The organism is Micromonospora sp. IBHARD003 (assembly GCF_056106285.1).
Map to the genome: position 1 here is coordinate 396,574 of NZ_JBWBBX010000001.1, position 23,901 is coordinate 420,474.

The window sequence follows — 23,901 nt, forward strand, 5'->3', positions numbered from 1 at the left end:
GGTATGTCACGGACCGGCCGGTCCGACGGTCGCGGCCCGCCATGACGTGGTCACGGCGGGCCGCGGTGCGACTCCGGGGGATCGGGCGCGTGGGTCTGCGCTCCGTCAGCCCTGCTGGAAGAGCTCCGCGGGCAGCGGCTTGAGCAGCGCGTAGAGGTCGTCGGTGATCGGCCGGTCCCAGCTGGCGATGGTGACGAGGATGTTGTCGCTGCGGTCGAACTGGACGCAGGAGATACGGCTCTCGGAGAGCTTGATCCGCCGGACGATCAGGAGGTTGTCGCCCTGCATGACGGGCACGTCCTCGGTGCCGGTGACGGTGACCTCCTCGTCGTTCTCCAGGGCGACGAGCAGCTGGGCGACCTCGAAGGGGACCTGGTCCTCGGCGAGCTCCCGGGCGGGCGAGCCCTCGGGCAGATTGCCGATGATCATCGCCGGGCCGCGGCCGCCGAACAGGTCGTAGCGGAGGAAGACGCCCTGGCAGCTGCCGTCGGGCGCGGGCAGCAGGCCGGCACCCAGATTGCCGGGCCAGTCACCCGGGTCCATGGCGAGGACGTCGAAGTCCGGGCCGGCTGGATGGGCGGCGCTGCGGCGGCGGAGGAAGGACATGCCGCCATGGTACGGGCCCGGGGGCCGCGTACGGCGATCCGGGTACGGCGCAGTGGCGATCCCCGCGACGAGGCTCCGGCCCGAGGGCGCGACCGGGCCCGCGCCGCGCTGGTGACGGGGCGGGGGCCGGGACGGTAGTCGTGCGTGTTCGCGTTGACCGGGGTACAGGACCTGGTCGGGAGGCAGAGGGACAGGGGGTGCCGGAATCGTCGTCCGCAGCCGCGGGCGGCCGGGTCTCCGGCCGTTCAGGTGAGGTCGAACTCCCCCTCACGGGCGTTGAGGACGAAGGCGTGCCACTCCGCCGGAGTGAAGATCAGCGAGGGGCTTTCCGCGCGGCCGCCGTTGCGCATCGCGATGAAGCCTTCGACGAAGGCGATCTGTACGTCTCCCACGCCCTGGCTGCCGGATTGCCAGTCGGCCCTGCTCAGATCGAGGTTCGGCTTGTTCCAGCCCGAAAGCGGCTGCTCCGTGGTGATCGTCTCGGCCACGTGCGTACTCCTCCCGGTTCGTCGTCCGCGCTCAGCCTAGCGACGGAGGCCGGTCACGGACAGGCCGCGGGCCGCAGCGGAGCGTGATGGTCCCGCCGCGGCGCCCGGTGGGTCCTGGGCGGGTGGCGGTCAGTGCTCCGGGGGCTCCGCGCCGACCAGCCACATCGCGAAGAACTGCGAGCCGCCGCCGTAGGCGTGGCCGAGTGCCTTGCGGGCGCCGTCGATCTGGTGTTCGCCCGCCTGGCCGCGCACCTGAAGCGCTGCCTCCGCGAAGCGGATCATTCCCGACGCTCCGATGGGATTGGTGGACAGCACCCCGCCGGACGGGTTGACGGGCAGGTCCCCGTCGATCTCGGTGACCCCGGCCTCGGTGAGCTTCCAGCCCTCCCCCTCGGCCGCGAAGCCCAGGTTCTCCAGCCACATCGGCTCGTACCAGGAGAACGGCACATACATCTCGACGGCGTCGATCTCGCGGCGCGGATCGGCGATCCTGGCCTGCCGGTAGACATCGTCGGCGCAGTCCTTGCCCGCCTGCGGGGAGACGAAGTCCTTCCCGGCGAACAAGGTGGGCTCGCTACGCATGGCACCGCCGTGCACCCAGGCGGGCGGGCGGGGTGAACGAGCCGCTCCCGTACGGTCGGTGAGGACCATGGCGCAGGCGCCGTCGGACGAGGGGCAGGTCTCCGAGTAGCGGATCGGGTCCCACAGCATCGGCGAGGACTGCACCTTCTCGAGCGTGATGCCGTGCTCGTGCAGATGGGCGTACGGGTTCTTGAGGGCGTTGCGGCGGTCCTTGTACGCGACGAGTGAGCCGACCGTGTCGGGCGCCCCGCTGCGCCGCATGTAGGCGCGCACATGCGGCGCGAAGAAGCCGCCGGCGCCGGCGAGCAGCGGCTGCTGGAAGGGGATGGGCAGCGACAGGCCCCACATGGCGTTGGACTCGGACTGCTTCTCGAAGGCGAGGGTGAGCACGGTGCGATGGACACGGGCCGCGACGAGGTTCGACGCGACGAGTGCGGTGGAGCCGCCCACCGAGCCGGCCGTGTGGACCCGCAGCATGGGCTTGCCCACGGCCCCGAGCGCATCGGCGAGGTAGAGCTCCGGCATCATCACGCCCTCGAAGAAGTCGGGGGCTTTTCCGATGACGACCGCGTCGATGTCCGACCAGCCCAGTTCGGCGTCGTCCAGGGCGCGCCGGGCTGCCTCGCGGACGAGGCCCGCGAGGGAGACGTCATGGCGGGCCGCGACGTGCTTGGTCTGGCCGACGCCGACGACGGCCACGGGCTCCTTAGCGGACATGCGGCTCTCCTTCGAGGACGGCGACCAGGTTCTGCTGGAGGCAGGGGCCGGAGGTGGCGTGGCCGAGAGCGCGGTCGGAGTCGCCGCGGTGGATCGCGGCGGCGGCCTCACCGATCCTGATGAGGCCCGCTGCCATGACGGGGTTGGCGGCGAGCGCGCCACCGGACGGATTGACCCGCACCCCGTCGTCGAGACGCAGGGCCTCACGCAGCACGACCTCCTGAGAGGTGAAGGGTGCGTGCAGTTCGGCGGTGTCGACGGGCCTCTCGAAGGCTCCGGCGCGCTCGGCGGCGAGCCGGGTGGACGGGGAGTCGGTGAGGTCGCGGACGCCGAGGCCATGGGCCTCGATGCGATGGTCCATGCCCCGGATCCAGGCGGGACGTGCACACAGCTCGCGGGCCCTGTCCCCGGCGGCCAGGATCACGGCCGCCGCCCCGTCGCCGATGGGCGGGCAGTCTCCGGTGCGCAGCGGCTGGGCGAGGTAGTCGCCCTGGTCGTGCCGGCCGCGCAGCTGCGCGTGCGGGTTGGCCGCGGCGTCGGTGCGGCTGCGGGCGGCGATGCCGGCGAGTTCCCGTTCGGTGGTGGCGCCCCCGTCGATGAGCGCCTGGGCCTGGAGCGCGGCGAGCGCCACCGAGTCGGGCCACAGCGGGGCGAGGTAGTAGGGGTCGAGCTGACGGGTCAGGACGTCCCGGAGCGAGCCGGGCGAGGACTTCCCGTACGAGTAGACGAGTGCGGTGTCGGCTTCGCCGGTGAGGAGTTTCACCCACGCCTCGTACAGGGCCCAGGCGCCGTCCATCTCGACATGGGACTCGGATATGGGCGGCCAGGCCCCGACTCCGTCGAGCGCCAGGGTGAAGGAGAAGGCCCGGCCGGCGAGGTAGTCGCAGGAGCCGGAGCAGGTGAAATCGATGTCGCCGGTGCGCAGGCCGGTCCGCTCGAGGACCTCGTGCAGCACCGGCATCAGCATCTCGACCTCGGAGAGCTCCTCACTGCTGCGCCGGGTCTCGGACTGGGAGAAGGCGACGATCGCGACGTCTCGCATGGCTACAGCAGCTCCTTGTAGGTGTCGTAGTCCGCGTCGGGTTCGCCGGTGGGCCGGTAGTGGTCGGGGTGGCGGCCGCCTTCGGTCCACACCGGTTCGACGCGCAGACCCATACGCACCTGGTCGTAGGGGATGCCGCCGATGCGTGCGTGCAGGGCGAGGTCCGCACCGTCGAGTGCGATGTGCGCGTAGACGTAGGGCACCTCGATGTCGAGATTCTTTGCCTTGATGTTGACGATGCAGAACGTGGTGACGGTGCCGCGCGGACCGACCTCGACCTGTTTCGCCGTGGCCACGCCGCAGGTGGGGCAGGCGCCGCGGGGCGGGACGTACACCTTGCGGCAGGACGGGCAGCGTTCGCCGGTGGTGCGCTGCTCGGCGAGTGCGTGGATGTAGCGGGACTGCGCGCGGCCGGGGCTGTAGGTGTAGTCGAGCCGGGCGGGGGCGACGATTCCGGTGACGGGGTTCTCGAACGCGCCGGTGTGCGGCTGTGCCGCGGTCGGCTGGGCGCTTCCCTCGTACGGCTCGAAGCAGGCGATGTCCGTGATCGCTCCGCCGCGCTCGGCGGCCCAGCGGACACGGACCCGCATTCCGGTGTGCACGGCGTCGGGGCCGGGCACGTCGAGGGCGTGCAGCAGCGCGGTGTCCGCGCCGTCGAGCCTCACCAGCACCCAGGCGAAGGGGGTTCCGAGGGGCTGGCCACGGCGCGGGGCCGGGTTCCACGACCAGGTGGTGACGGTGCCGGTGGGGGCGACTTCGACGAGGTCGCGTATCTCTTCGGCGGTGTCCGGGTCGTACTCGACGGGTGGGACGAGCACCCGGCCGCCGGCGGTCCGCACGCCGAGCACGGTGCGCTCACGCAGTCCGGTGAGGAAGGCCGACTGGACGGGACCGAGGGAGCGGGTGAAGGGGAACTCGACGACCAGGGGTGCGCGCAGCACCTCCGGTGCGGGGCCGGCTGACATGGGACTCCTTGGGTGGGTGCGGGGCGGGGCCCGGCCGGCGCTCGGCTCTGCCCGCCGAAGGGGGCGGCCGCGGCGCGCGAACGGGATCGCCGGGACCGGTGGTGGCCGCCGGTGCGGACGGCCGGGCCGGATGCTCAGGCCCGGACGCTCAGGCCCGGACGCTTATGCCCGGCGGTAGACGGGGGCGCGTTTCTCCGCGAAGGCGCGGGCGCCTTCTTTCGCGTCGGCGGTGTCGAACACCGGCCAGCCGCGCTTGAGTTCGGCCGCGAGACCCTCGGTCTCGGTCATCTCCGCCGTCTCGTAGACGGACGCCTTCACCGCTTCGACGGCGAGCGGGCCGCAGGCGTTGATGCGTTCGGCGATGGAGAGGGCCTTGTCCAGAGCCGTGCCGTCCGGGACGACATGGCCGATGAGCCCGATGCGCTCGGCTTCCGTGGCGGTGTACGGGCGGCCGGTCAGCAGCATCTCCAGTGCGTGAGTGCGGGGGATCTGGCGCTGGAGACGGACCGTGGAACCGCCGATGGGGAAGAGTCCGCGCCTGACTTCGAACAGCCCGAAGGTGGCACCCTCACCGGCGACGCGGATGTCGGTGCCCTGCAGTATCTCGGTACCGCCGGCCACGCAGTGGCCCTCGACGGCCGCGATGACGGGTTTGCGGGGGCGGTGATGGCGCAGCATCGCCTTCCAGTGGAGATCGGGGTCGGCCTTCAGACGGCCCCGGTAGCGCTCCCCTTCCATCCCCTTCCCGGCGAGGGCCTTGAGGTCCATGCCGGCGCAGAACGAGCCGCCCTCGCCGGTGAGGACGACGGAGCGTACGCCGTCGTCCTCGTCGGCCTCCAGCCAGCCGTCGTGGAGACCGACGAGCATCGGCAGCGACAACGCGTTCTTCGCCTCGGGCCTGTTGAGCGTGAGCACCAGTGTGGCGCCTTCGCGCCGCACGGTGAGGTGTTCCGTACCGGCCATGACCGTCCTCCCGACTCAGACCTGGTGCTGTGACCGGACGGGTGCACCGGCTCGCGGCAAGCCCACCCGGTCACAGCACTAGAACAGGTTGCAGTAGCCCGTGGTGCACTTCAAGAGTTTCCTGACAGTCAGTCAGATTTCTTCTGCCGGGACCCTTCCCACTTGCGAGCGGCGGCGCTCTAATGACCGCCCCGAGGCAGTAGTCCGTGCGGGCCGGAGCCAAGGAGGACTGGTGGAGTACAACCTTGCCGACCTGTTCGAGTCGGTCGTGGACGTGGTCGCGGACCGTGAGGCGCTCGTCTACGTCGACCATCCGGGGACGGGCGCGGAGCGCCGGTACAGCTACGCGGAGCTCGACGCCGCGGCGAACCGGATCGCCCACCACCTCGCCGGCGCGGGAGTGAAGCCGGGCGAGCACCTCGGGCTGCATCTCTACAACGGCGTCGAGTACGTACAGACGGTGCTCGGCTGCCTCAAGGCCCGCATCGTGCCGGTCAACGTCAACTACCGCTATGTGGAAGAGGAACTGGTCTATCTCTACCGCGACGCCGATCTGGCGGCACTCGTCTTCGACGCCGAGTTCACCGAGCGGGTCGCGGCGGCCGCGCCGCGCAGTGGGAAGCTGCGGCATCTGGTGCGGGTGGGGACCCCGCCCCAGGGCGCTTCGGCCCTCGACTGCACGGCGTTCGCGGATGCGGAGGCGGACGGCTCGCCGGAGCGCGGTTTCGGGCCCCGGTCGGCCGACGACCAGTTCATCATCTACACCGGCGGTACCACCGGGATGCCCAAGGGCGTGATGTGGCGTCAGGAGGACCTCTTCTTCGCCGGTCTCGGCGGCGGAGCGCCGACCGGTGAGCCGGTGCGGCGCCCGGAGGAACTCGCCGAGCGGGTCGCCGCGGGCGGCGCCGGCATCACCTTCTTCCCCACTCCCCCGCTGATGCACGGCACCTCGACGCTCACCGCGTTCATCGCCTTCAACTTCGGTCAGCGGGTGGTGCTGCACCGCAAGTACGTTCCGGAAGAGGTGCTGCGCACCATCGAGCGGGAGCGGGTCACCAGCGTCTCCCTGGTCGGGGACGCGATGCTGCGGCCGCTGATCGACGCACTGAACGGACCGCTGAAGGGCACGGACCTGTCCGCACTGTTCAGCGTCTCGTCCTCGGGGGCGATCATGTCCGAGACGGTGCGGGAGCAGTTCACGGCGCTGGCGCCGAACGTGATGCTGCTCAACAACTTCGGCTCGTCCGAGTCGGGCTTCAACGGTACGGCGACGGACGACTCGGGGCCGGACAAGGGCTTCCGGCTGCGCGTCAACGCCCGTACGCAGGTGGTCGATCCGGCCACGTACGAGCCGGTGGCCGTCGGCGAGCCGGGTCGCATCGCCCAGCGCGGCCATGTACCGCTGGGCTACTACAACGACCCGGCGAAGACGGCCGAGACCTTCTTCCGCCGGGGCGACGAGCGGTGGGTGCTGCTCGGGGACATGGCGACGGTGGACGAGGAGGGCGTCGTCACCGTGCTCGGGCGCGGTTCGCAGTGCATCAACACGGGTGGCGAGAAGGTCTATCCCGAGGAGGTCGAGCAGGCACTCAAGGCGCATCCGGACGTGTACGACGCACTGGTGGCCGGGGTGCCCGATGCGACCTGGGGCAGTCATGTGGCGGCCGTGGTGCAGCTGCGCGAGGGCGCGGATCCGCTCGACCTCGGGACCCTCCAGGCACACTGCCGCACCCGGCTGGCCGGATACAAGATCCCGCGGCAGCTGGTCCTCACGCCGGTGATCCAGCGCTCGCCGAGCGGCAAGGCGGACTACCGGTGGGCACGGGCCGTGGCGACCGCGGACGCGGAGGAACCGCCCGGGTCATCCGGCACCGAGCGCTGACCGGCTCACCCCTTCAGATACGCCAGCACCGCCAGCACCCGCCGGTTGTCCTCCGGCGACTGCTCGATCCGCAGCTTCCCGAAGACCGACGCGATGTGCTTGGCCACCGCGCTCTCGCTCACATGGAGGGTCTGGGCGATGGCGGTGTTGGAGCGGCCCTCGGCCATCAGGGCGAGCACCTCGTGCTCGCGGCCGGTCAGGGAGTCGGTGCGGCCCCGTTTCCCGCTGCGGGTCAGCAGCTTGGCCACGACCTGGGGGTCCATCACCGTACCCCCCGCCGCGACCGTGCGCAGGGCGTCGACGAACTGGGCGGTGTGGGTCACTCGGTCCTTGAGCAGGTAGCCCACGGCTCCTTCACCGGAGGCGAGGAGTTCATGGGCGTAAAGCTGGTCGACGAAGTGGGAGAGGATCAGGACGGGAAGTGCGGGGCGGCTGCGACGGGCTTCAAGAGCCGCCCTCAGGCCCTCGTCCGTGTGTGTCGGCGGGAGCCGGACGTCGATCACCGCGACGTCCAGGTCGGTCCGGGTGAGGGCCCGTGCCAGCGCGGGGCCGTTGTCCACGGAGGCGACCACCTGGCAGCCGTGGTCGTGCAGGGTGCGGGTCAGGCCGTCGCGGAGGAGAAAGAGGTCTTCGGCGAGGACGACGCGCACGGGATCTCCAAGGTTGCTGTGGTCGGTCCGCCCGGCGGGCTGTGCAGGGCGAGTGTGCCGTCGAAGGGGTCCAACCGGCGCCGGATGCCCGGCAGCCCGGTACCGGCCGCCGGGTCCGCGCCGCCGTGGCCGTCGTCCGTCACACTCACCCGCAGTCGGCCGCCGTGGTGGGTGAGGACCACGTCGACGCGGGTCGCCGCCGCGTGTTTGGCCGCATTGGTGAGGAGTTCGGACACCGCGAAGTAGGCCGCCGACTCGACGGGGGCGGGCAGGCGTGCCGGAGGGAGCTCAACGGCCACATCCACGTCCAGGTGGCTTTCCAGGGCCAGTGAGCGGACCGCGTCGGCGAGGCCCCGGTCCGCCAGGACGGGAGGGTGGATGCCGTGAACCAGGTCGCGCAGGTCCTGCAACGCCCGTTCAGAGGTGGCGCGGACGTCGGCGAGAAGGGCGCGGGCGGTCCGAGGGTCCGTGTCCAGTAGATGGGTCGCATCGTCCAGGGTGAGCCCCAGGGCCACGAGGCGGGCTTGTGCACCATCGTGCAGATCCCGTTCGATGCGGGCGATTTCAGCGGCGTGGATGTCCTGGGCAGTGGTTCGTGTGTCGGCCAGGCGAGTCACGCGGCGGGCGAGTTCGGTACTGCGCGGCGCGGAGAGGAGACGATGTGTGAGACGGGCGTGCAGCGTGGTGACAGACGGCGCCAGACGCAGTCCGGCCGCCGAGAAGGCAAGGCCCAGCAGCAGGGCGGTGACCATGGTGACCGTCGAGGTGACCGGCACGAAGGCGTACCAGTTGCCATCGCCCAGCCGGCGCCACACGAAGGGCTGGACGAGCGCTCCGAAGGCCCCGTAACCGACCAGGGCAAGCGGTAGGGCCGCAAGTACTCCGCCCGCCCACGGCTCCAGGCACGCCCAGCGCAGTTCGTGCCAGAAGCCGTCGTCGGCGAGGATCGCGGCGCTGCCGCGGCGGGCCGAGGTGTCGTGTGGGAGGGGGTCGGGACGGCTGAGGGGACGGCCGGTCCAGCGGGCCGCGCGGTTGCGGTACCGGTCGCAGACACGGCGCAGGAGCCGGGCGGCCGGAGGCAGCGCCCAGAAACCGACCCCGATCGGCAGCAGCAGCAACGCCCCACCGGCCAGGATCCCGGCACCGATCACCGCGAACCCTGTCAGCCCGAGCAACTGACAGCGTCCGAGGGCGACCCACTCCTCGCGCCCGAAACGCACCGCCCTCATGTCCCCCGACCCGTTCATCCCGCCGTCGCCGCGATCTTAACCGCGGAGCTCCGCCGTGCTCGCCACACCCACGGCAGGGCAGCAGTCGCGCACGCCAGGCCGAACAGCACCATCGGCGCCGCCCGGCCCGTCTCCTCGTCCATGAACAGGAGCATGCCCAGATTGACCAGGCAGTGGAAACCGCCCGCGAAGAGCAGGCGCCGGAGTCCCCGTGCCTCGTCCAGGGCCACACCGAGGACGACGGACATCGCGGTCGTGGCCAGCAGGAAACCCGCCGCGTAGGCCGGGCTCCCGGCCAGCACCTGAACGTGCCACAGCCCCCACACCACCCCGACCACGACCGACGCGGTGAACTGGTCGAAACGGGTGCGCAGCAGTGGCTGCAGGAAGCAGCGCCAGCCGATCTCCTCGCCGCAGGCGCCGACCAGTTGGGCGAGGACGACGAGGAGGAAGGGGTGGTGCAGGCCGCGCGGATCGGTGGCATGAGCGCCACCGGTGAGAAGGGCGTACGTGCCTGCCGACAGGAGGATGATCCAGGGAGCCGTGGCGAGCAACGCCGGGCCCGGGGCGGCCGTACCCGTCGGGGATCCGGCCAGCATCCCGCGAGTCCGGGCAGGCCACAGCAGGGCCGCCGCTGCCACGGCCAGCGCCGGACCGAACTGGGTCAGTTGGACGACCTCCGGGGGGATACCGGTGGCCGGCTGGACCGCTCCCAGTGTCCCGGCCGCCACGAAGGCGATCGCCAGAAAGAATCCGGCCGGGGCTTTCCACTGCTGTCTCATCTGCATGACGTCGACGATGCCGGACGGCCGGCGTGCGCGGACTGCACCTGCTTGCCCATGTGGGCTGTACCCAGCACCACCCCCGGGGTGGTGCGACAGCACGGTCGTGCCCCGGCGCGGCGTTGCAGGTGAAGGGTCCGGGACGAGGCTGTCGGACTGCCTCGATCTGTCCACGTGGCAGTCGGTGCGGGCGCCTCACACGCGCTGCGGCCCCTCCGGGAAGCGCCTGACGAGATCGAGGGCACGCCAAAAGAGGTTGTCGGTGCGTCGTGCGATAGTGACTGCGTGTTGAAACTGGTCGGTAGATCCGAGGAGTTGGCGCGGCTCGACTCGCTTGTCTCAGGTGTCGGAGCGAGCAGCAGACCCGGGGTGGTCGACATCACCGGGGACGCCGGGATCGGCAAGAGCCGGCTGCTGGGCGAGCTGTGCGCGAAGGCAGCGCGCGGCGGACTGCTCGTACTGCGGGGCAGGGCCACGGAGTTCGAGCGGCACACCCCGTTCCAGGCGTTCACGGACGCGTTCGCGGACATCGATGTGCACGACCTGGTGGACACGGCCACCGCCGATGGCACCGACGCCGCCTTCGTGGAGGCGGCGCCCGTGGTGCGCGGTGTCTCGCATGCGGCGCCCGGCGCGGCCGACCGCTTCGGTGTCTACCGTGCGGTCGCGCGCACGCTGGCCCGGCTCGCGGACGGTGCCGGGAAACGCGGGCTGCTGGTGACCCTGGACGACCTGCACTGGGCCGATCCGGCATCGCTGGAGCTGCTGGACCACCTCGTGCGGCATCCGGTGAGCGGCCGGGTGCTGTTCGTCGTGGCGCGCCGGGACCGCCAGACGCCGACCTCGCTCACCGCGGCGCTCACCCGGGGGATCGACAGCGGTGTCGTGCTTCCCATGGAGCTGGCCCCGCTCCCCGAGCGGGAGTCGCTCAGGGAACTCGCCGCCGATCTGCCGCCGGGTGACGCCGCGGAGCTCTTCGCGGCCAGCGAAGGCAACCCGCTCTATCTGCTGTCGCTGCTCCACGCCTACCGCAGCGGTGCGCCGCTGCCGGGAGGCTCCGGCGCCGCCCGGCACAGCGACCTCGTCGGGGTGCCGAGCGGTCTGCGCTCGCTGCTGCTGGACGAGCTCACCCTGCTGACCGGCTCCGAGCGCCGTACCGTCGAGACGGTCGCGGTGCTCGGCGATCACGCGACACCGGCGATGGCGGCCTCCGCCACCGGATTCAGCGCCTGTGAACTGGACGAGGTCACCGGTGCGCTGACGCGGCGCGATCTGCTGCGTCCCGCGCCCGGCGGCCGGTTGACGCTGCGGCACCCGGTGCTCAGAGCCCTGGTGTACGAGAACACCGCGGCCCATGAGCGTGCCGGGATGCACCGTCGTGCCGCGGACGAGCTGGCCCGGTCCGGCGCGTCCGCCGCGGAACGCGCCCACCATGTGGAGCGGTCGCTGACCGGCTGGGACCCGGCGGCGGCCGCGGTGCTCACCGAAGCGGCCGACCAGCTCGCCCACACGGCCCCGGCGACCGCCGCCCATCTGCTCGATGTCGTACTGCGGCTGCTGCCCGGCACGCCCGAACACGCACGCCGACGCGGTGAGCTGACCCTGGCCAGGGCCCGCGCCCTCGGCGTCTGCGGCCATCTGCGGGAAAGTCGCGACCTGCTGCACAAGGTGATCAACTCGTTCTGCGCCGAAGACCCTTCACTGCGCGCGGACGCCATCGCCCACTGCGCCGTGATGGAACGGCGCCTCGGTCACTCGCCGGAGGCCACCGCCCTGCTGCGCCGTGAGCTGTCGCGCAGCCCGGGACCGTCACCGGGCCAGACGGTGTCCCTGGGGCTCGCGCTGGGCATGTCGGCGCTGATGACCGTGACCTACCCGACCGTACGCGACGAGCTGGCGCGGACCCTCGCCCTCGCCCGGGACCACGACGACCGCACCGGTGAGGCCGCGGCGCTGGCCCTGTGCGCGCTCGGGGAGGCCTACGAAGGCGAGACCGCGGCCGCCCTCCGGTTCACCGACGAGGCGGCCCGGCTGGTCGACGGGCTGACCGACCCCTCCCTCACCGAGCTGTGCGAGTCACTGGTGTGGCTGAGCTGGTCGGAGACCCTGCTGGAGCGGTACGCCGACGCGGAGCGGCACGCCGAGCGCGGACTGGCCATCGCCCGCCGCAGCGGTCATCTCTATCTGCTGCCACACCTGCTGATGAGCAAGGCGTATGTGCATCTGAACACCTGCCGGCTGCCCTCCGCGCTCCAATCGGCCGATGAGGCGGAGTCCATCGCGCGGGGTGTCGGGGACAGTGAACTGCTGACGTTCACCCTGTCGTTCGCGCCGCTGATCGTGCTCGCGGCGTCCCCGCTGGGTGACTCGCGGGCGATGGCGGTCGCCGAGGAGGCCGTCGCCACGGCCGGTGCGAGCGACAGCTGGTGGGCCTCGCTGGCCTGGTGCATGCTCGGCCAGACGGCACTCGTGCACGGCGATTCGCAGCGCGCCGAGGAAGCCATCCTCAGGGCGGGCGGCGGTGCACACCTGAGGCGGGTGCAGCCGTCGATACGCCCCGCTCAGCTGGAGCTGCTCGTCGCCACCGCGCTCGCGGGCGGTCGCCTGGACGAGGCCGAGCGCTGGGCGGCCCGCGCCGCCGAGGAGGCCGAACGGCTGGGGCTCGGCGGCCAGCGTGCGGCGGCGCTGCGCGCGTCGGCCGCGCTCGCCGAGCACCGGGGCGACACCGGTACGGCCATGCGTCTGCTCGACGAGGCGGCGCGCGAGTACACCGCCCTGGGGGCCGCGCTGTGGGAGGCGTACTCCCTGTTGCGTGCGGCTGCCCTGGCGCAGTCGGCGGGTGACGGTCCGCGTGCCGCCGCGATGTGGCAGCGATCGCGGCGCCTCGCCGACGAGGGCGGAGCACGGCTGCTGGTCGATCTGGCCGACATGATGCGTCCGCAGGCGGCCGGCGAAGGTCACGCCGACCAGGAAGTGCCGGCGGAGCTGGCCCTGCTGACGGTGCGTGAACGGGAGATCGCCCATCTGGTGGCGCAGGGGCTGAGCAACCACGCCATCGCCCAGGGGCTGCACCTCAGCCGGCGTACCGTCGAGACCCATCTGACCGCGATCTACCGGAAGGCCGGGGTGCCGTCGCGTTCGGCCCTGGCCAGCCTTGTCACACGCACGGCGTCGCTCGACGGAGCCGCCCGGGCGGGCGGCGGCTGAGTCGCGGCTTTGTGGCGCGCGCGGGCCGGTCATGCGGGGGGACCGGCGGCGGCCGGGGTGACGGCGGACGGAGACACGGTGGTGAGGCTGACATGATCGCCGTCGAGGTGCAGGACGCGATCGGCGCGGGCCGCGGAACTCGAGCGGTGGGCGATCACTACGAGGGTGCCGGGCCTGGCCCGGAAGGCGGATTCCGCGACCTCCTCGGCGGCGGGGTCGAGGTGTGAGGTCGCTTCGTCCAGGATGACGATCGGGGCGGCGGAGAGATAGGTCCTGGCGAGGGCCAGCAGTTGGCACTCCCCGCTGGAGAGCGTGCCTGCGGGGTCGCCGATCACGGTGTCCGGGCCGCCGAGTCGGGTGAGCAACGGCGTGAGGCCGACCGCGGCGGCGGCACGGGCGATCTCGGTGTCATCGGCCCAGGGGGCGAGGTAGCGGAGGTTGTCCCGTACCGTGCCCTCAAAGACGTAAGCCTCCTGCGGGACAAGGGCGATGAGACCGCGGCGCAGTGCTTCGGGCAGTCCGGTGGCGGGTCGGCCCGAGACGAGGACCGCGCCCGCCGCGGGGGTCCGGATGCCCGCGAGGAGCATCGCGAGGGTGGACTTGCCGATACCGCTGGCCCCGGTGATCGCGAGATGGTCGCCGTACGGGATGCGCAGGTCCAGGCCCTTCAGCACGGGATCCGCACCGGGTCCGTAGGCGAAGGTGAGCCGTTCGGCCACGAGTTCGGGTGTGCCGGGGGGCGCGAGTGGTACCGGGGCGGTGGGCGGCGCGGCGGGCGGGGGCTCGGGGGCTGCCTCGGCCAGGCGGTGCAGCAGCACTCCGAGCTGGCTCCAGTAGCCGCTGACGGCACGGGTCATGAGTTGCAGTGCGGGGACGACGGATCCCGCGACATAGGTGGCCGCGCCGATCAGGGCGCCCGCGGTGATGGCGCGCTCTTCGATGAGCCTGGGCCCGATCAGCAGCAGGCCCACCAGGGGGACGTAGCCGCCGACGAGGATCACGGTGATACGCAGCGACGCCGCGCGGCCGACCTCCGCCAGGGCCCGGACCGCCGCGTCGGACCGGATCTCGACAAGCGCGGCTGCCTGCTGCTCGGCGCCGAGCGAGGTGATGTCGCGCGCGGCGGCAAGCACTTCTCCGGTGCACCCGGCGACCTCCTCCCCGGCGATCAGGGCGCGTCGCCGCAGTGCGGTCAGCCGTCGCATCGTCCACAGGAACCCCGCGATCGCCGTCGTGAGCGGTACCAGGACGAGGGCGGCGAGCAGGGGTGCGAGCCCGGCAAGGCCGGCGAGCGCCGCGAGGAGTGTGACGGCCAGCGGGCGGGCGGTCCGCATCAGCGTCGCGGTCAGATTGCGTACGGTGTCGACCTGGCCGGTCAGCCGCGACACGCTCGCGGTGTCGGGTGCCTGGTCGAGGGTGGTCGCCTGGGCCAGGGAGTTGTGGACGACGCGTCGGGTGAGACGGTCTCGCATCGGCTCGACCACCGCGGCCATCGGGGCGAACATGCCGCGCTCGGCGACGGCGCGTACCAGGTACAGCACGGCGAGAACCGCCAGCCAGGCCACTCCGATGTCCGGACGGTGCTTCAGGAAGCCCTGGTCGAGAGCGGTGGCGGTCACCCAGCCGGAGGCGAGGGCGGGGGCCGCCTCCAGGGCCGACAGGGCGGCTATCCGCAGCAGTGGCCGTCCACTCCCCCGCAGCGAGTCGACGAGCAGGGCGGACGCGGCGGGACTCGGACCGAGGCGTGCCGTCATGCGGCGGCGTTTGTGTGCGGCCGGGCCGGGAGGCCGGGTGGTCAGCGGTCGGCCGGGCATCGCCGCTCCTCGTCGGCGGTGGAGTGCGGGACGCCGGTGGGAGTGACGGGTGCGGGGCCGGTACGGGCGTCCGGGACGGTCGGCTTCCCGGGGCCCGCGGCGTCTGCAGCGGCAGGCGCAGGCACAGTGGTGCGCGCGAAGACGGCCTGGTAGTCAGGGTCTTCGCACAGGTCCGCGTGGGGAGCCAGAGCGCGGATGCGGCCGGCGTGCAGCCAGGCCACCAGGTCACAGCGTGCCGCGGTGGCCGCGCGGTGGGTGATGACCAGGCGGGTACGGTCGCCGAGCCGCGCGGTCACGGCGTCGCCGATCTGTCTCTCGGTCAGGGTGTCCAGGCCGGATGTCGCATCGTCGAGGACATACACCAGTGCCGGGCTTGCCAGGGCGCGGGCGATGCCGAGGCGCTGGAGCTGGCCTCCGGACATCGGTGCGAGCCGCACCGGAGTGTCGTAGCCGCCGGGCATTCGGCGCACGAAGTGGTCGGCCTGTGCGGCGCGCGCCGCGTCCTCGGCGGCAGGGCCCGGCAGTTCGGGGCGGCCGAACAGAATTGCCTCGCGCAGGGTCCGTCCCGCGAGGACGGGGCGTTCGAAAGCGTAGGACACGGTCCGGCGCAGGGTGCCGAGCTCCAGTGCGAAGACGGGCACACCGCCCACGCGTATCTGGCCTTCGTCCGGCTCCGCCAGCCGGCCCAGAAGTGCGGCGAGCAGGCTCTTGCCCGATCCGGTCGCGCCGACCAGGGCGACCGAAACGCCGTGCGGGACCTCCAGATCGATCCGGTCCAGGACGCGTTCGCCGGAGCGGTGGACGGTCACACCGCGCAGCGACACGGCGCCGTCGGGCGGCGGACTGCGGCGGGGACCGCCCTGGATCACCGGCTCGTCCAGGATGGCGGCGACACGGGAGGCGCCGACCCGGGAGTGTGCGAGGTTCAGCGCGATGTCGATCTGGTCGAGCAGGCGCGTGGCCAGGGCCAGGTATCCGGTCACGGCGAGCAGTTCGCCGGGGCTGATCCGTCCTGCGGCCACGTCGAGCCCCGCGGTTGTGAGCACGGCGATCTGGGTCAGGGCCACCAGCGCCCCGATCTTCCAGACGACCTGGCGCTGGGTGCGCCAGATCGCGTGGCCCGCGGCGGACAGCTCGCCGAGCGGGGTGACGACGCGCTCCGTCTCGGCCGCGAGGGTGCCGGCCGCCCTGATGGTGCGTGCCCCCGACAAGGCCGTCACCAGCAGGGTCGCCATACGCGTCCGGGCGTCGAGATAGCGGGCTTCGGCATCGCCCGCCTCGGCGACGAATCTGCGGGCCACCGTGGCGATCAGCGGTGACAGCACGGTGAAGGCCAGCCCCGCGCGCCAGTCGACCACCCACAGCGCGACCAGGGCCGCGAGCGAACCGAGCGCGGATACGGCGGCTTCGGCTGCCTCGGCAGGCAGGGAAGCCGCCTGCGGGGCCGACTGCACCACATGCGTCACCGACTCCCCCACGGAGTACGGCGAACCCGGGCCGAGGGCCAGCAGCCGGCGCACCGTCGACATCCGCAGCCAGGCGGTGCTCACCGCCGCGGTGGTTACCGAAAGCCGCAGGGCGGCAGCCTCGGCGAGGGCGCCCGCCACCAGGACGGCCACGAGCGCCGTGACGGGTCCCCGCAGGGCCTCGTCGCGGAGCACCGCGTCGCCGCACGCGGCCAGCAGTACCGGGATCGCCACTCCGGCACCGGAGTTCACGGCGAGCGCGATGGTCAGCAGAACCAGACGCGGGCGTACGCGTCGCGCCGTGGCCGCGAGCAGCCGGCCGCCGGTCAGGTCCTTTCCGGGCGGTCTTCGATGCTGTCGCCGCGGGCCCTGGAAGATCGCCCGGAGAGGGCCTGGGGCGGGCATGGTGCCTCCGTGGGATGTCGGCGTACGGGAAGGCCTGTGGCGGGCCGGTCGTGCCGGGGCGCTGCGAGCGCCCCGGCACGACCCCGGTTCTCCTGCCGTGAGACGGCAGGAGAACCGGCTCAGTCCGCTGAGAAGGCGCAGGTCCGCGGGCACGTGATGTCCGTCCGGTCGCAGCCTCCGGTCTGCTCCTCCTCGGCGGGAAGCTCCTGCAGGACGTCGAGGTCCAGTTCCACGATGGTTCACCTCCTCTCGCTTCGAGACGGGGCAGAACGCCCGCTAGACGGTGAAGGTCGGGCAGGTCGCACAGCAGCTGCTCTTGCAGCAGCCGGACTGCTCCTCGTCGGCGGGGAGCTCCTGCAGGGCATCGAGGTCCGGTTCCATGGCTGATCACCTCCTCTCTTCGGCCGGTCGGTGTGTGCGGCGGGTGGACCCGCCGTCGGTGAGGGGCCCGGTCACCTCGGCGGTGACCGGGTCCCCGACGGCCGCGCCGTTGGCGGCGTGGCCGTGGTCGGGGAGTTCGAGGTAGCGGTGGTCCGCGCCTCGCGGCTGCACAGCGCGGCCAGCCTCGCGGCGAGGGAACGGGAGGGAGCCACCGCCGGGCTCGGTGGCGCCGGCGAGAAGCGAAGGATGGCCGCCGTGACCGATGCCGTACACGGCGACGTGTTCATCGTCCGCCGACCGCCGTCGTGGCCGGGCGACCGGCTACGGCCTCACAGAAGGCGTCCGTCGCGAGCCCGTCGGCCATCCAGGGCCTGCCGCCTCCGTGGCGCAGCCGCAGCAGGAATCCCACCGCACCGCTCAGACCGACGTGGTAGTCGACCGCGACCGTGCGGTTGGACTCGTCGGGCACCAGCCGGAGTTCTCCGTGGACCGCATGGCGCAGGACCATGGCCGCGGCCAGTTCCTCGGCCCAACCGTGATAAGGGCCGCCGATCGCGTCGGCGAGATCGAGCAGGAACTCGCCGTTGCCGGCGAGGCCGTGGCAGGCCGCTGTGCCCGATGTCCACATGACCTGCCGTACCGCCGCGGCTGCCTCCTCCGCCAGGGTCAGACAGCCGGTGTCACCGGTGGCACGCCACAGTCGCAGCAGGAAGGTGCCCACTCCGGAGGATCCGCTGCACCAGTGGAACCGCATGCCCGTGCCGGGCGCGTCGGCGCGGTCGTTGCGCCAGCCGGTCCCCCAGGGACCACGCTCGGCCTCGGCGGCCAGTGTGGCGCCGGCGGTCACGGCCGCGTCCAGGTACTTCTCCTCGCCGGTCGCCTGCGCCGTCGCCAGCAGGGCGTAGCCCACCCCCGCGACACCGTGGGCGAATCCCAGGTGGGTGATACCGGCCAGCTCGGAGTCCATATCGGCCGGTACGGGCCAGTACACTCCGCCGTTCTCCCTCAGGGCGGCCGCCAGCAGCGCGTCCGCCGCGGCCCGCGCGCGGTCGAGGAATTCCGTGCGTCCGGTCCCGCGCCACAGATGGAGCTGTGCGAGGAGCGCTCCGGCGACTCCGTGGCACACATCGGGATTCGGCCCCACCACGGGTATGTCGAGGGCGAGTTGGACGGCGTGCCGTTCCCGTTCGGAGTCGCCGAGACGGCGTGCGGCGTCGAACAGCGCCCAGGCCGTGCCGGAGCGCCCGAAGTAGAGGCCGGGCAGCAGTCGGGGCACCGCCTTTCGGCGCCGGTCCGTCCAGCGCGCCACCCGTGCGACGGCCTCGTGCAGGTCTTCTCGGCCGAGCAGGCGGTCTGCCAGTGTGAGCACGCTCAGGACGCCCGCGGAACCGTGCTGCACGTTGCAGGGGTCGGTGTCGTCGCCGAACCCGGTGCTGGGCCACAGTCGACGGGCGTCGGAGGCGGGGCCGGCGAGGGTGGCCAGGATGTGGGCCAGGCCGTCGTCGGCCATCCGCTCCTGCTCGGCGGGGGTCAGGGCGCCACGGTCCGGTATGTCGGGGGCGGCGTCCGGCGTGCCCGCCCGGGGCGCCGTGGCAGGGGCGACGGGCGTCGTGGGGACGGTGGTTCGGGCGACGCCGGCGAGGAACGTCCGCAGGCGTTCGACGGACCAGCGCTCCTCGGGGGCGTCCGCGGTCAGCCCCCGTATCGCGGGAGCCAGCAGCCGGGCGGCCGGGTTGTGTTCGGCGACGGCGGTCAGCAGGGCACTGAGCCGCCCGTACGCCGGGACCGGTTCGGGCTTGTCCTCGCCGAACAGCGGGGCGGTGCCCGCCGTGACGAAGAACAGCAGCGCGCCCAGGGAGAAGAGGTCCGCCGTCCGCTGCGGCGCCGGACCCTGGCGGGGGTTCGCCAGCACCTCGTGGGCCGCGAACCCGGGTGTGTGGCCGCGCACGGCCCACGTTCCGGGCACGGCCGCCATCTCCGGGTCGATCAGCTTCAGTTCGCCGTCCGGGGTCACCATGATGTTGAACGGGGTGAAGTCCTGGTAGACGAGGCCCCGGTCATGGACCTGGGCCAGCAGCTCGGCCAGCTTCCGTGCGAGCGGCACGGCTTCGTGCGGGTCGAGCCCGGTGAGGGGACCCGTCTCGTCGAGCCGGTGGGCGACCCACTCGGCCAGCGTCCGTCCGGGCAGCAGCGACTCGACCAGGAATGTGTGCCCGTCCCGGTCGATGACGTCGATCGGCTCTGCGGCGATTCCCGACAGCGTGGCCAGGGCCGCCGCCTCCGCCCGCAGACCGTCCCGCGAGTCCTGGCCGTTCAGACGGACCCCCACGTGGGCGCGGGCCTGCTTGACGATCACGGGTGTTCCGTCGGTGCGGTCCACCGCCCGGTACACCCCGCCGCGGGCTGTGTGGCGGATGGCCTCGCGTACCTCGTAGCGGTCGGCTATCAGCACCGGACGCGGCCCGGACGTGCGGGCCGGAGGTGTCTGCGGCGGTCGGGGGAAAAGCGGTTCGGCCCAGGCAGGCGGGCAGAACCACGGCTTGCGGAGGTCTTCCACGGGTGTGCCGTCCGGATCGGCGACCCGCACCTGGTGGACGCCGTCGTCGGTCAGCACCGGCACACCGCGGAACGCGCCGTAGCGGTAGTGCACCAGGCTGCCGGGCCGCAGGGGCCGGTCGGACAGGATCGCCGGACCGGGCAGTCCGGCGGTGGCGTCGTCCAGCTCGGCGGCGAGCATCCGCAGCTGGTCCTCGTCGGACGGGTAGACGGTGATGATCTTTCCGCACTGGGCCCGGTCGGAGCGTCCACCCGTCATCTGCTCGACCATCGCGATGCTCCGGGCGAACTTGAACGCGCAGCCGTGGTCGACGAGCGGACCCGCCACCAGGTGGAGCACCTCCGGCGCGGAGAACCGGGTGGCGGATACATGCAGCTTCCAACCCTGGATCCGCTCCACGGCCCCGCCGTCCGCCGGCACCGCACGGCACCACACGTCGTCCCCGGTGAGCGTCCAGCCCTCTGCCCGACGCTCCGAGAGCACGGCATCCACGACCCACCGCAAGCGAAATTCCCGCATCAGACCGCGCGCTCCTCCCGGTGCCCCGTCGCCCTTTGGCGACCTCGGCGACGAATCTGGCAGGGGGCGCGGGCCGCAGCATGAGGGAGCGACCCCTGATGTGCGGACGGGGCGGTCAAGGGACCCCCTCGGTGCGCACCCGCACTCGTCCGCAGGGGGTGTCCGGGGCGGCGGACGGCACGGCGGCGGTCTCGCGCAAGGCCGGTCATCGAGGATGCGCGGCAAACCGCAAACCGCAAACCGCAATCCGCAACCGGACGGGACGCCCCCGCTACCTGCGCCGGATCTGCGTGATTACCACGATGCCTCCGTATGACTACGTGCCCGACGATCGGGTCAGACGTTCCGTTCCGCCGCGCGGGACGGCACAACCGTCCGGGCGAGGGGCCACGGACGAGGGTCGCAATCCGGCGACGGCCATGCCGTCCGCGGACGAAGCAGAAGGCGAGGCAGGCTTGTTGGAGCAGAGTCGGAGGGCAACCGGGTCCGCGACGGCGGACCGTCCGGAGCGTCCCGGCCGGTCAGGTCGGGCAGGTCGGGCAGATCGGGCGGGCCGGATGGAAGCCTCGGCGGGCTCCCGTCCTCGGTTACTGGTCGGCCGGGAGCACGAGACGGCACTGCTGCGCTCGGCGATCGCCGCGTGCGTCGGCGGTACCTCGTCGGTGATCGAGATAACCGGCGACCCGGGCCTGGGCAAGACGCGGCTGCTGGACGAACTCGGCGCTCTGGCCCGCGCCGAGGGACTGGTGACGCTCTCCGGCCGCGCCTCGGAGTTCGAACAGCAGCGCGTCTTCGGGGCGTTCGCCGATCCCGTCCGCCGGTGCGTCGAACTCGGCGCGCACGAGCGCCGTTCACCGGACGGGTCGCCCCCAGGGGCGCCTGACGACGAGACCGCGGCCCTTGTGGACCTGGTGCGCCACCGCGGGGTGGGCGCACGGACGACGACGTCACCGTTCACCGGGGACAGGCGGGAGACTCTGCACCACGCCGTCACCCGGCTTCTCTCCGCCGTGGACCGCGGCCGCGGAGTGCTGCTGTGTCTCGACGATCTGCACTGGGCCGACGAGGGCACGCTGGAACTGCTGCACCATGTGCTGCGGCATCCGCCCCAGGTCCCGCTGGTGCTGGCCTGCGGTCACCGGCTCCGGCAGGCGCCGGCGAAACTGCTCGCGTCCCTTCGCACGGCCGCCGCCGGGTACCGCACGGTCGGTGTTCCGCTCCCGCCACTGGACCGCAAGGCCTGCGACGCCCTGCTCGGGACCGGCCTGACCCCCGCTCAGCGGGACCGGTTGTACACGGCCGGCGGCGGCAATCCGTTCTACCTCGAGGTGCTGAGCGAACTGACCGCCGAGCGCACCGGCGGCTTCTCGGACCTGCCGGACACCCTCCGGGCGGCTCTGGCCCGCGACTGCGCGCTGCTCACCGATGACCAGCTGTGTGTGCTGCGCGCCGCCGCGGTGCTCGGCGACCCCTTCGACCCCCTGCTGCTCGCTCCCGTCGCCGCCCTGCCGTCCCCGGCCGCGCTGGAGGCGCTCGACGTGCTCGCCACGGCGGATCTCGTCAGGGCCGTGAGCACGCCGGGCCCGCGGGGCGAGGTGCGCCAACTGCTGCAGTTCAGGCACCCGTTGCTCCGCGAGGTGGTGTCGTGGGACACACCGCCCGGCTGGTGGCTGGCCGCGAACGGGCGGGCCGACCGTGCGCTGCGCCGCAGCGGAGCCGGGCCGGTGGAGCGCGCGCCCTACGTCGCCCGTTCGGCGCGGGCCGGCGACAGGGAAGCCGTCCGCGTGCTGTCCGAGGCGGCCACCCTGACCCTCCACGCGGCACCGTCGATCGCGGGTGCCTGGCTGCGAACGGCCCTGGACCTGTGCGCCTCACGGCGATCCGGTGAACCGGCCCGCGAGCGGCTCGGTCTGCTGCTCGGTCTGGCCCGCGCCAGCGGGATGACCGGTGACCTCGCCGCCAGCCGCGACGCCCTCGCCCAGGCCCTGGACCTCGTCCCGCGGGACCGGCCCGATCAGCGCATTCCGATCGTGGCGCTCCGCTCGGTCGTCGAGCGGGTGCTCGGCAGCCCCCGTACGGCCGGGCGCGTACTGGAGGAGGAGCTCGCCCACTGGCCGCCGGACGATCCGCGGCCGAACCCCCTCCGGCTGCAACTCGCCACCGTGGGCATGGCCCTGGGGCGCTACGAGGAGGCCGACGCCCAGCTCGGGACACTCCTCGCCCTCCTCGCGGACGGCCCCGCGCCGGCCGATCCCAGGACGCGCACGGCGGTCGCCGCGTGCCGTGCCCTCGGGGCCGCCCACAGCGGCCGGGCCGCGACCTTGCGAGCCTGCACCAGCGAGGCGGCCGCGTCGATCGACGCCATGGACGACGTGGATTTGGAGGCCCTGCTCGACGAAGTGGGGCAGCTGGGGCTGGCCGAGGTCCTGGCCGAGCGGCATCACGACGCCGTACGGCACCTGGTCCGCGCTGTGCGTGTCGCACGGCGGACCGGGCACACCTTCCTCCTTCCGTATCTGCTGCTGTGCCGGTCCCACGCCCAGCAGGCGCTCGGCGACCTCGACGGCGGAGAGGCGTCGGCGGCGGGCGCCGAGGAGACCGCCCGGCTGATCGATCGGCCGGACTTCACCGGCCACGCCCTGGCCCTGCGGGGGGCGATCACGGCGGTGCGAGGCGGCCCGGCTACCGCGATTCCCGTCGTCGAGCAGGCCCTTCGCTCGGTCGACCGGTGCGGACGGCTGTGGGAGCTGTCCGCGTCCGTCCTCGCGCCCCTCCGCCTCGCCCAGGGCCGTCCCGACGAGTGCCTCGAACTCCTGGGCACGGTCATCGGATCGGAACACCCACCGTCCACGCACACCCTGCGGCCCCTGTGGTTCTCCACGGCGGCCGAGGCCGCGGCGTCCCTCGGTGACATGCGCGCGGCCCGCCTCTGGGCCGCCCGCACGGCCGAAGCCGCGCAGTCCGCCGGCCTGCCGGGACAACACGGCCACGCCGCTCTCGCCAGGGCGTTCGTCCTCGACGACCCCGCGGCCGCCGCCGAGTGGTCGTCCGAGGCCGCCGACCGTTTCGCCGACGCCGGACTCGCCGTCGCGGAGTTCCGTGCGCGCCTTCTCCTCGGGCGCCACCTCGCCACCGCACGCAGCCTGGACGCGGCCGGGGCCGCCATCGGCCGGGCCAAGCACCTCGCCGATGCGCTCGGTGCCCCTCACCTCGGCGCGCTCGCCGTGGACGCCCAGCGCCGCATCGGCGCCCGCAGGCCGCGCGACGGCCACCGCGACCCCATCGGCGCCGTCCTCTCGGAGCGGGAGCGCCGAATCTCGGAGCTGGCCGCCCGCGGCCTCACCAACACCCGCATCGCCGCCGACCTCTACATCTCCGCCAAGACGGTGGAGGGCCACCTCACACGTATCTTCCGCAAGCTCCGCATCACGTCCCGGGCCGGGCTGCCCGCGGCTCTCGCGGGCCTGCCGGATCCGTCCTGCCGTTGAGGACGGAGGTTGAGGAGATCGAGGAGGTTGAGGACGGTGACTCGCACGGCCCTGATCCCGGACGACTGCGACCCATACGGACGTCCCCTCACCCCCCCGGGTTGAGCAAGGTCGTCCGGGCTTACGTATTCCCCGGCAGCCAGTCACCTCCGGAGGAC

Annotated in this window: 18 protein-coding genes; 3 read left to right on the top strand and 15 right to left on the bottom strand. The window is 72.7% G+C overall.

Annotated features, from left to right (window positions below; all coding sequences use genetic code 11):
- Positions 1-105: 105 nt before the first annotated feature.
- The 6 genes from ACTWOL_RS01595 to ACTWOL_RS01620 form a co-directional block, all read right to left on the bottom strand.
- Positions 106-606 (bottom strand): hypothetical protein, encoded by a 501-nt coding sequence (locus ACTWOL_RS01595; protein ID WP_474293496.1) that lies wholly within the window; start codon positions 604-606, stop codon positions 106-108.
- Between the two features lie 245 nt (positions 607-851).
- Positions 852-1,094, bottom strand: a complete 243-nt coding sequence (locus ACTWOL_RS01600) for a DUF397 domain-containing protein (RefSeq protein ID WP_474293497.1) — start codon at positions 1,092-1,094, stop codon at positions 852-854.
- Between the two features lie 129 nt (positions 1,095-1,223).
- Positions 1,224-2,393, bottom strand: a complete 1,170-nt coding sequence (locus ACTWOL_RS01605) for a thiolase domain-containing protein (protein WP_474293499.1) — start codon at positions 2,391-2,393, stop codon at positions 1,224-1,226.
- Positions 2,383-3,435, bottom strand: coding sequence for a thiolase domain-containing protein (locus ACTWOL_RS01610; RefSeq protein WP_474293501.1), 1,053 nt, complete (start codon positions 3,433-3,435; stop codon positions 2,383-2,385). Before ACTWOL_RS01610 ends, ACTWOL_RS01605 begins: the two co-directional genes overlap by 11 nt.
- A 2-nt stretch (positions 3,436-3,437) precedes the next feature.
- Positions 3,438-4,400 (bottom strand): Zn-ribbon domain-containing OB-fold protein, encoded by a 963-nt coding sequence (locus ACTWOL_RS01615; RefSeq protein ID WP_474293503.1) that lies wholly within the window; start codon positions 4,398-4,400, stop codon positions 3,438-3,440.
- 162 nt (positions 4,401-4,562) lie between these two features.
- A complete protein-coding gene (locus ACTWOL_RS01620; RefSeq protein ID WP_474293505.1) occupies positions 4,563-5,363 on the bottom strand; it encodes a crotonase/enoyl-CoA hydratase family protein in 801 nt (266 codons plus the stop codon).
- Positions 5,364-5,595: 232 nt separating this feature from the next.
- Between ACTWOL_RS01620 and ACTWOL_RS01625 the strand changes: the two genes are divergently transcribed.
- Positions 5,596-7,245, top strand: a complete 1,650-nt coding sequence (locus ACTWOL_RS01625) for an acyl-CoA synthetase (RefSeq protein ID WP_474293507.1) — start codon at positions 5,596-5,598, stop codon at positions 7,243-7,245.
- Positions 7,246-7,250: 5 nt separating this feature from the next.
- On the opposite strand, the gene ACTWOL_RS01630 is transcribed toward ACTWOL_RS01625, so the two are convergent.
- From ACTWOL_RS01630 to ACTWOL_RS01640, 3 genes are read right to left on the bottom strand one after another with little or no spacing between them, the layout of a single operon-like run.
- Entirely contained in the window at positions 7,251-7,895 is a 645-nt protein-coding gene (locus ACTWOL_RS01630; RefSeq protein ID WP_474293509.1) for a LuxR C-terminal-related transcriptional regulator, read from the bottom strand.
- Positions 7,847-9,124 carry a sensor histidine kinase gene (locus ACTWOL_RS01635; protein WP_474293511.1) on the bottom strand — a complete coding sequence of 426 codons (1,278 nt, stop codon included), beginning with the start codon at positions 9,122-9,124 and terminating at the stop codon, positions 7,847-7,849. Before ACTWOL_RS01635 ends, ACTWOL_RS01630 begins: the two co-directional genes overlap by 49 nt.
- Positions 9,125-9,138: 14 nt before the next feature.
- Positions 9,139-9,912 carry a CPBP family intramembrane glutamic endopeptidase gene (locus ACTWOL_RS01640; RefSeq protein WP_474293512.1) on the bottom strand — a complete coding sequence of 258 codons (774 nt, stop codon included), beginning with the start codon at positions 9,910-9,912 and terminating at the stop codon, positions 9,139-9,141.
- A gap of 279 nt (positions 9,913-10,191) precedes the next feature.
- Here ACTWOL_RS01640 and ACTWOL_RS01645 point away from each other — a divergent pair, with 279 nt between their 5' ends.
- Positions 10,192-13,113, top strand: a complete 2,922-nt coding sequence (locus ACTWOL_RS01645; RefSeq protein ID WP_474293514.1) for a helix-turn-helix transcriptional regulator — start codon at positions 10,192-10,194, stop codon at positions 13,111-13,113.
- Positions 13,114-13,142: 29 nt separating this feature from the next.
- Here ACTWOL_RS01645 and ACTWOL_RS01650 read toward each other — a convergent pair whose 3' ends face one another.
- The 6 genes from ACTWOL_RS01650 to lanL form a co-directional block, all read right to left on the bottom strand.
- The gene (locus tag ACTWOL_RS01650) at positions 13,143-14,927 is read right to left on the bottom strand and encodes an ATP-binding cassette domain-containing protein (RefSeq protein ID WP_474293516.1); all 1,785 of its coding nucleotides are present in this window, start codon (positions 14,925-14,927) and stop codon (positions 13,143-13,145) included.
- Positions 14,909-16,798, bottom strand: a complete 1,890-nt coding sequence (locus ACTWOL_RS01655) for an ABC transporter ATP-binding protein (RefSeq protein WP_474293518.1) — start codon at positions 16,796-16,798, stop codon at positions 14,909-14,911. Before ACTWOL_RS01655 ends, ACTWOL_RS01650 begins: the two co-directional genes overlap by 19 nt.
- Before the next feature lie 119 nt (positions 16,799-16,917).
- The gene (locus tag ACTWOL_RS01660) at positions 16,918-17,031 is read right to left on the bottom strand and encodes an ALQxL family class IV lanthipeptide (protein ID WP_474293520.1); all 114 of its coding nucleotides are present in this window, start codon (positions 17,029-17,031) and stop codon (positions 16,918-16,920) included.
- Positions 17,032-17,074: 43 nt separating this feature from the next.
- Entirely contained in the window at positions 17,075-17,179 is a 105-nt protein-coding gene (locus ACTWOL_RS01665) for an ALQxL family class IV lanthipeptide (RefSeq protein ID WP_474293522.1), read from the bottom strand.
- A 6-nt stretch (positions 17,180-17,185) separates the two neighbouring features.
- On the bottom strand, positions 17,186-17,350 hold the full coding sequence (locus tag ACTWOL_RS01670) for a hypothetical protein (protein WP_474293524.1): 165 nt from the start codon (positions 17,348-17,350) through the stop codon (positions 17,186-17,188).
- Positions 17,351-17,462: 112 nt separating this feature from the next.
- Positions 17,463-20,255: a class IV lanthionine synthetase LanL gene (gene lanL / locus ACTWOL_RS01675; protein ID WP_474293526.1), complete on the bottom strand. Its 2,793-nt coding sequence runs from the start codon at positions 20,253-20,255 to the stop codon at positions 17,463-17,465.
- Between the two features lie 557 nt (positions 20,256-20,812).
- Between lanL and ACTWOL_RS01680 the strand changes: the two genes are divergently transcribed.
- Entirely contained in the window at positions 20,813-23,743 is a 2,931-nt protein-coding gene (locus ACTWOL_RS01680) for a helix-turn-helix transcriptional regulator (protein WP_474293528.1), read from the top strand.
- Positions 23,744-23,901: the final 158 nt, after the last annotated feature.

Excerpts from the sequence above, each read along its gene's own strand:
- ACTWOL_RS01620 (WP_474293505.1), bottom strand. The coding sequence starts at position 5,363 with ATGGCCGGTACGGAACACCTCACCGTGCGGCGCGAAGGCGCCACACTG.
- ACTWOL_RS01640 (WP_474293512.1), bottom strand. The coding sequence starts at position 9,912 with ATGCAGATGAGACAGCAGTGGAAAGCCCCGGCCGGATTCTTTCTGGCG.
- lanL (WP_474293526.1), bottom strand. The coding sequence starts at position 20,255 with ATGCGGGAATTTCGCTTGCGGTGGGTCGTGGATGCCGTGCTCTCGGAG.
- ACTWOL_RS01605 (WP_474293499.1), bottom strand. The coding sequence starts at position 2,393 with ATGTCCGCTAAGGAGCCCGTGGCCGTCGTCGGCGTCGGCCAGACCAAG.
- ACTWOL_RS01650 (WP_474293516.1), bottom strand. The coding sequence starts at position 14,927 with ATGCCCGGCCGACCGCTGACCACCCGGCCTCCCGGCCCGGCCGCACAC.
- ACTWOL_RS01680 (WP_474293528.1), top strand. The coding sequence starts at position 20,813 with ATGGAAGCCTCGGCGGGCTCCCGTCCTCGGTTACTGGTCGGCCGGGAG.
- ACTWOL_RS01595 (WP_474293496.1), bottom strand. The coding sequence starts at position 606 with ATGTCCTTCCTCCGCCGCCGCAGCGCCGCCCATCCAGCCGGCCCGGAC.
- ACTWOL_RS01615 (WP_474293503.1), bottom strand. The coding sequence starts at position 4,400 with ATGTCAGCCGGCCCCGCACCGGAGGTGCTGCGCGCACCCCTGGTCGTC.
- ACTWOL_RS01610 (WP_474293501.1), bottom strand. The coding sequence starts at position 3,435 with ATGCGAGACGTCGCGATCGTCGCCTTCTCCCAGTCCGAGACCCGGCGC.
- ACTWOL_RS01655 (WP_474293518.1), bottom strand. The coding sequence starts at position 16,798 with ATGCCCGCCCCAGGCCCTCTCCGGGCGATCTTCCAGGGCCCGCGGCGA.
- ACTWOL_RS01635 (WP_474293511.1), bottom strand. The coding sequence starts at position 9,124 with ATGAGGGCGGTGCGTTTCGGGCGCGAGGAGTGGGTCGCCCTCGGACGC.
- ACTWOL_RS01665 (WP_474293522.1), bottom strand. The coding sequence starts at position 17,179 with ATGGAACCGGACCTCGATGCCCTGCAGGAGCTCCCCGCCGACGAGGAG.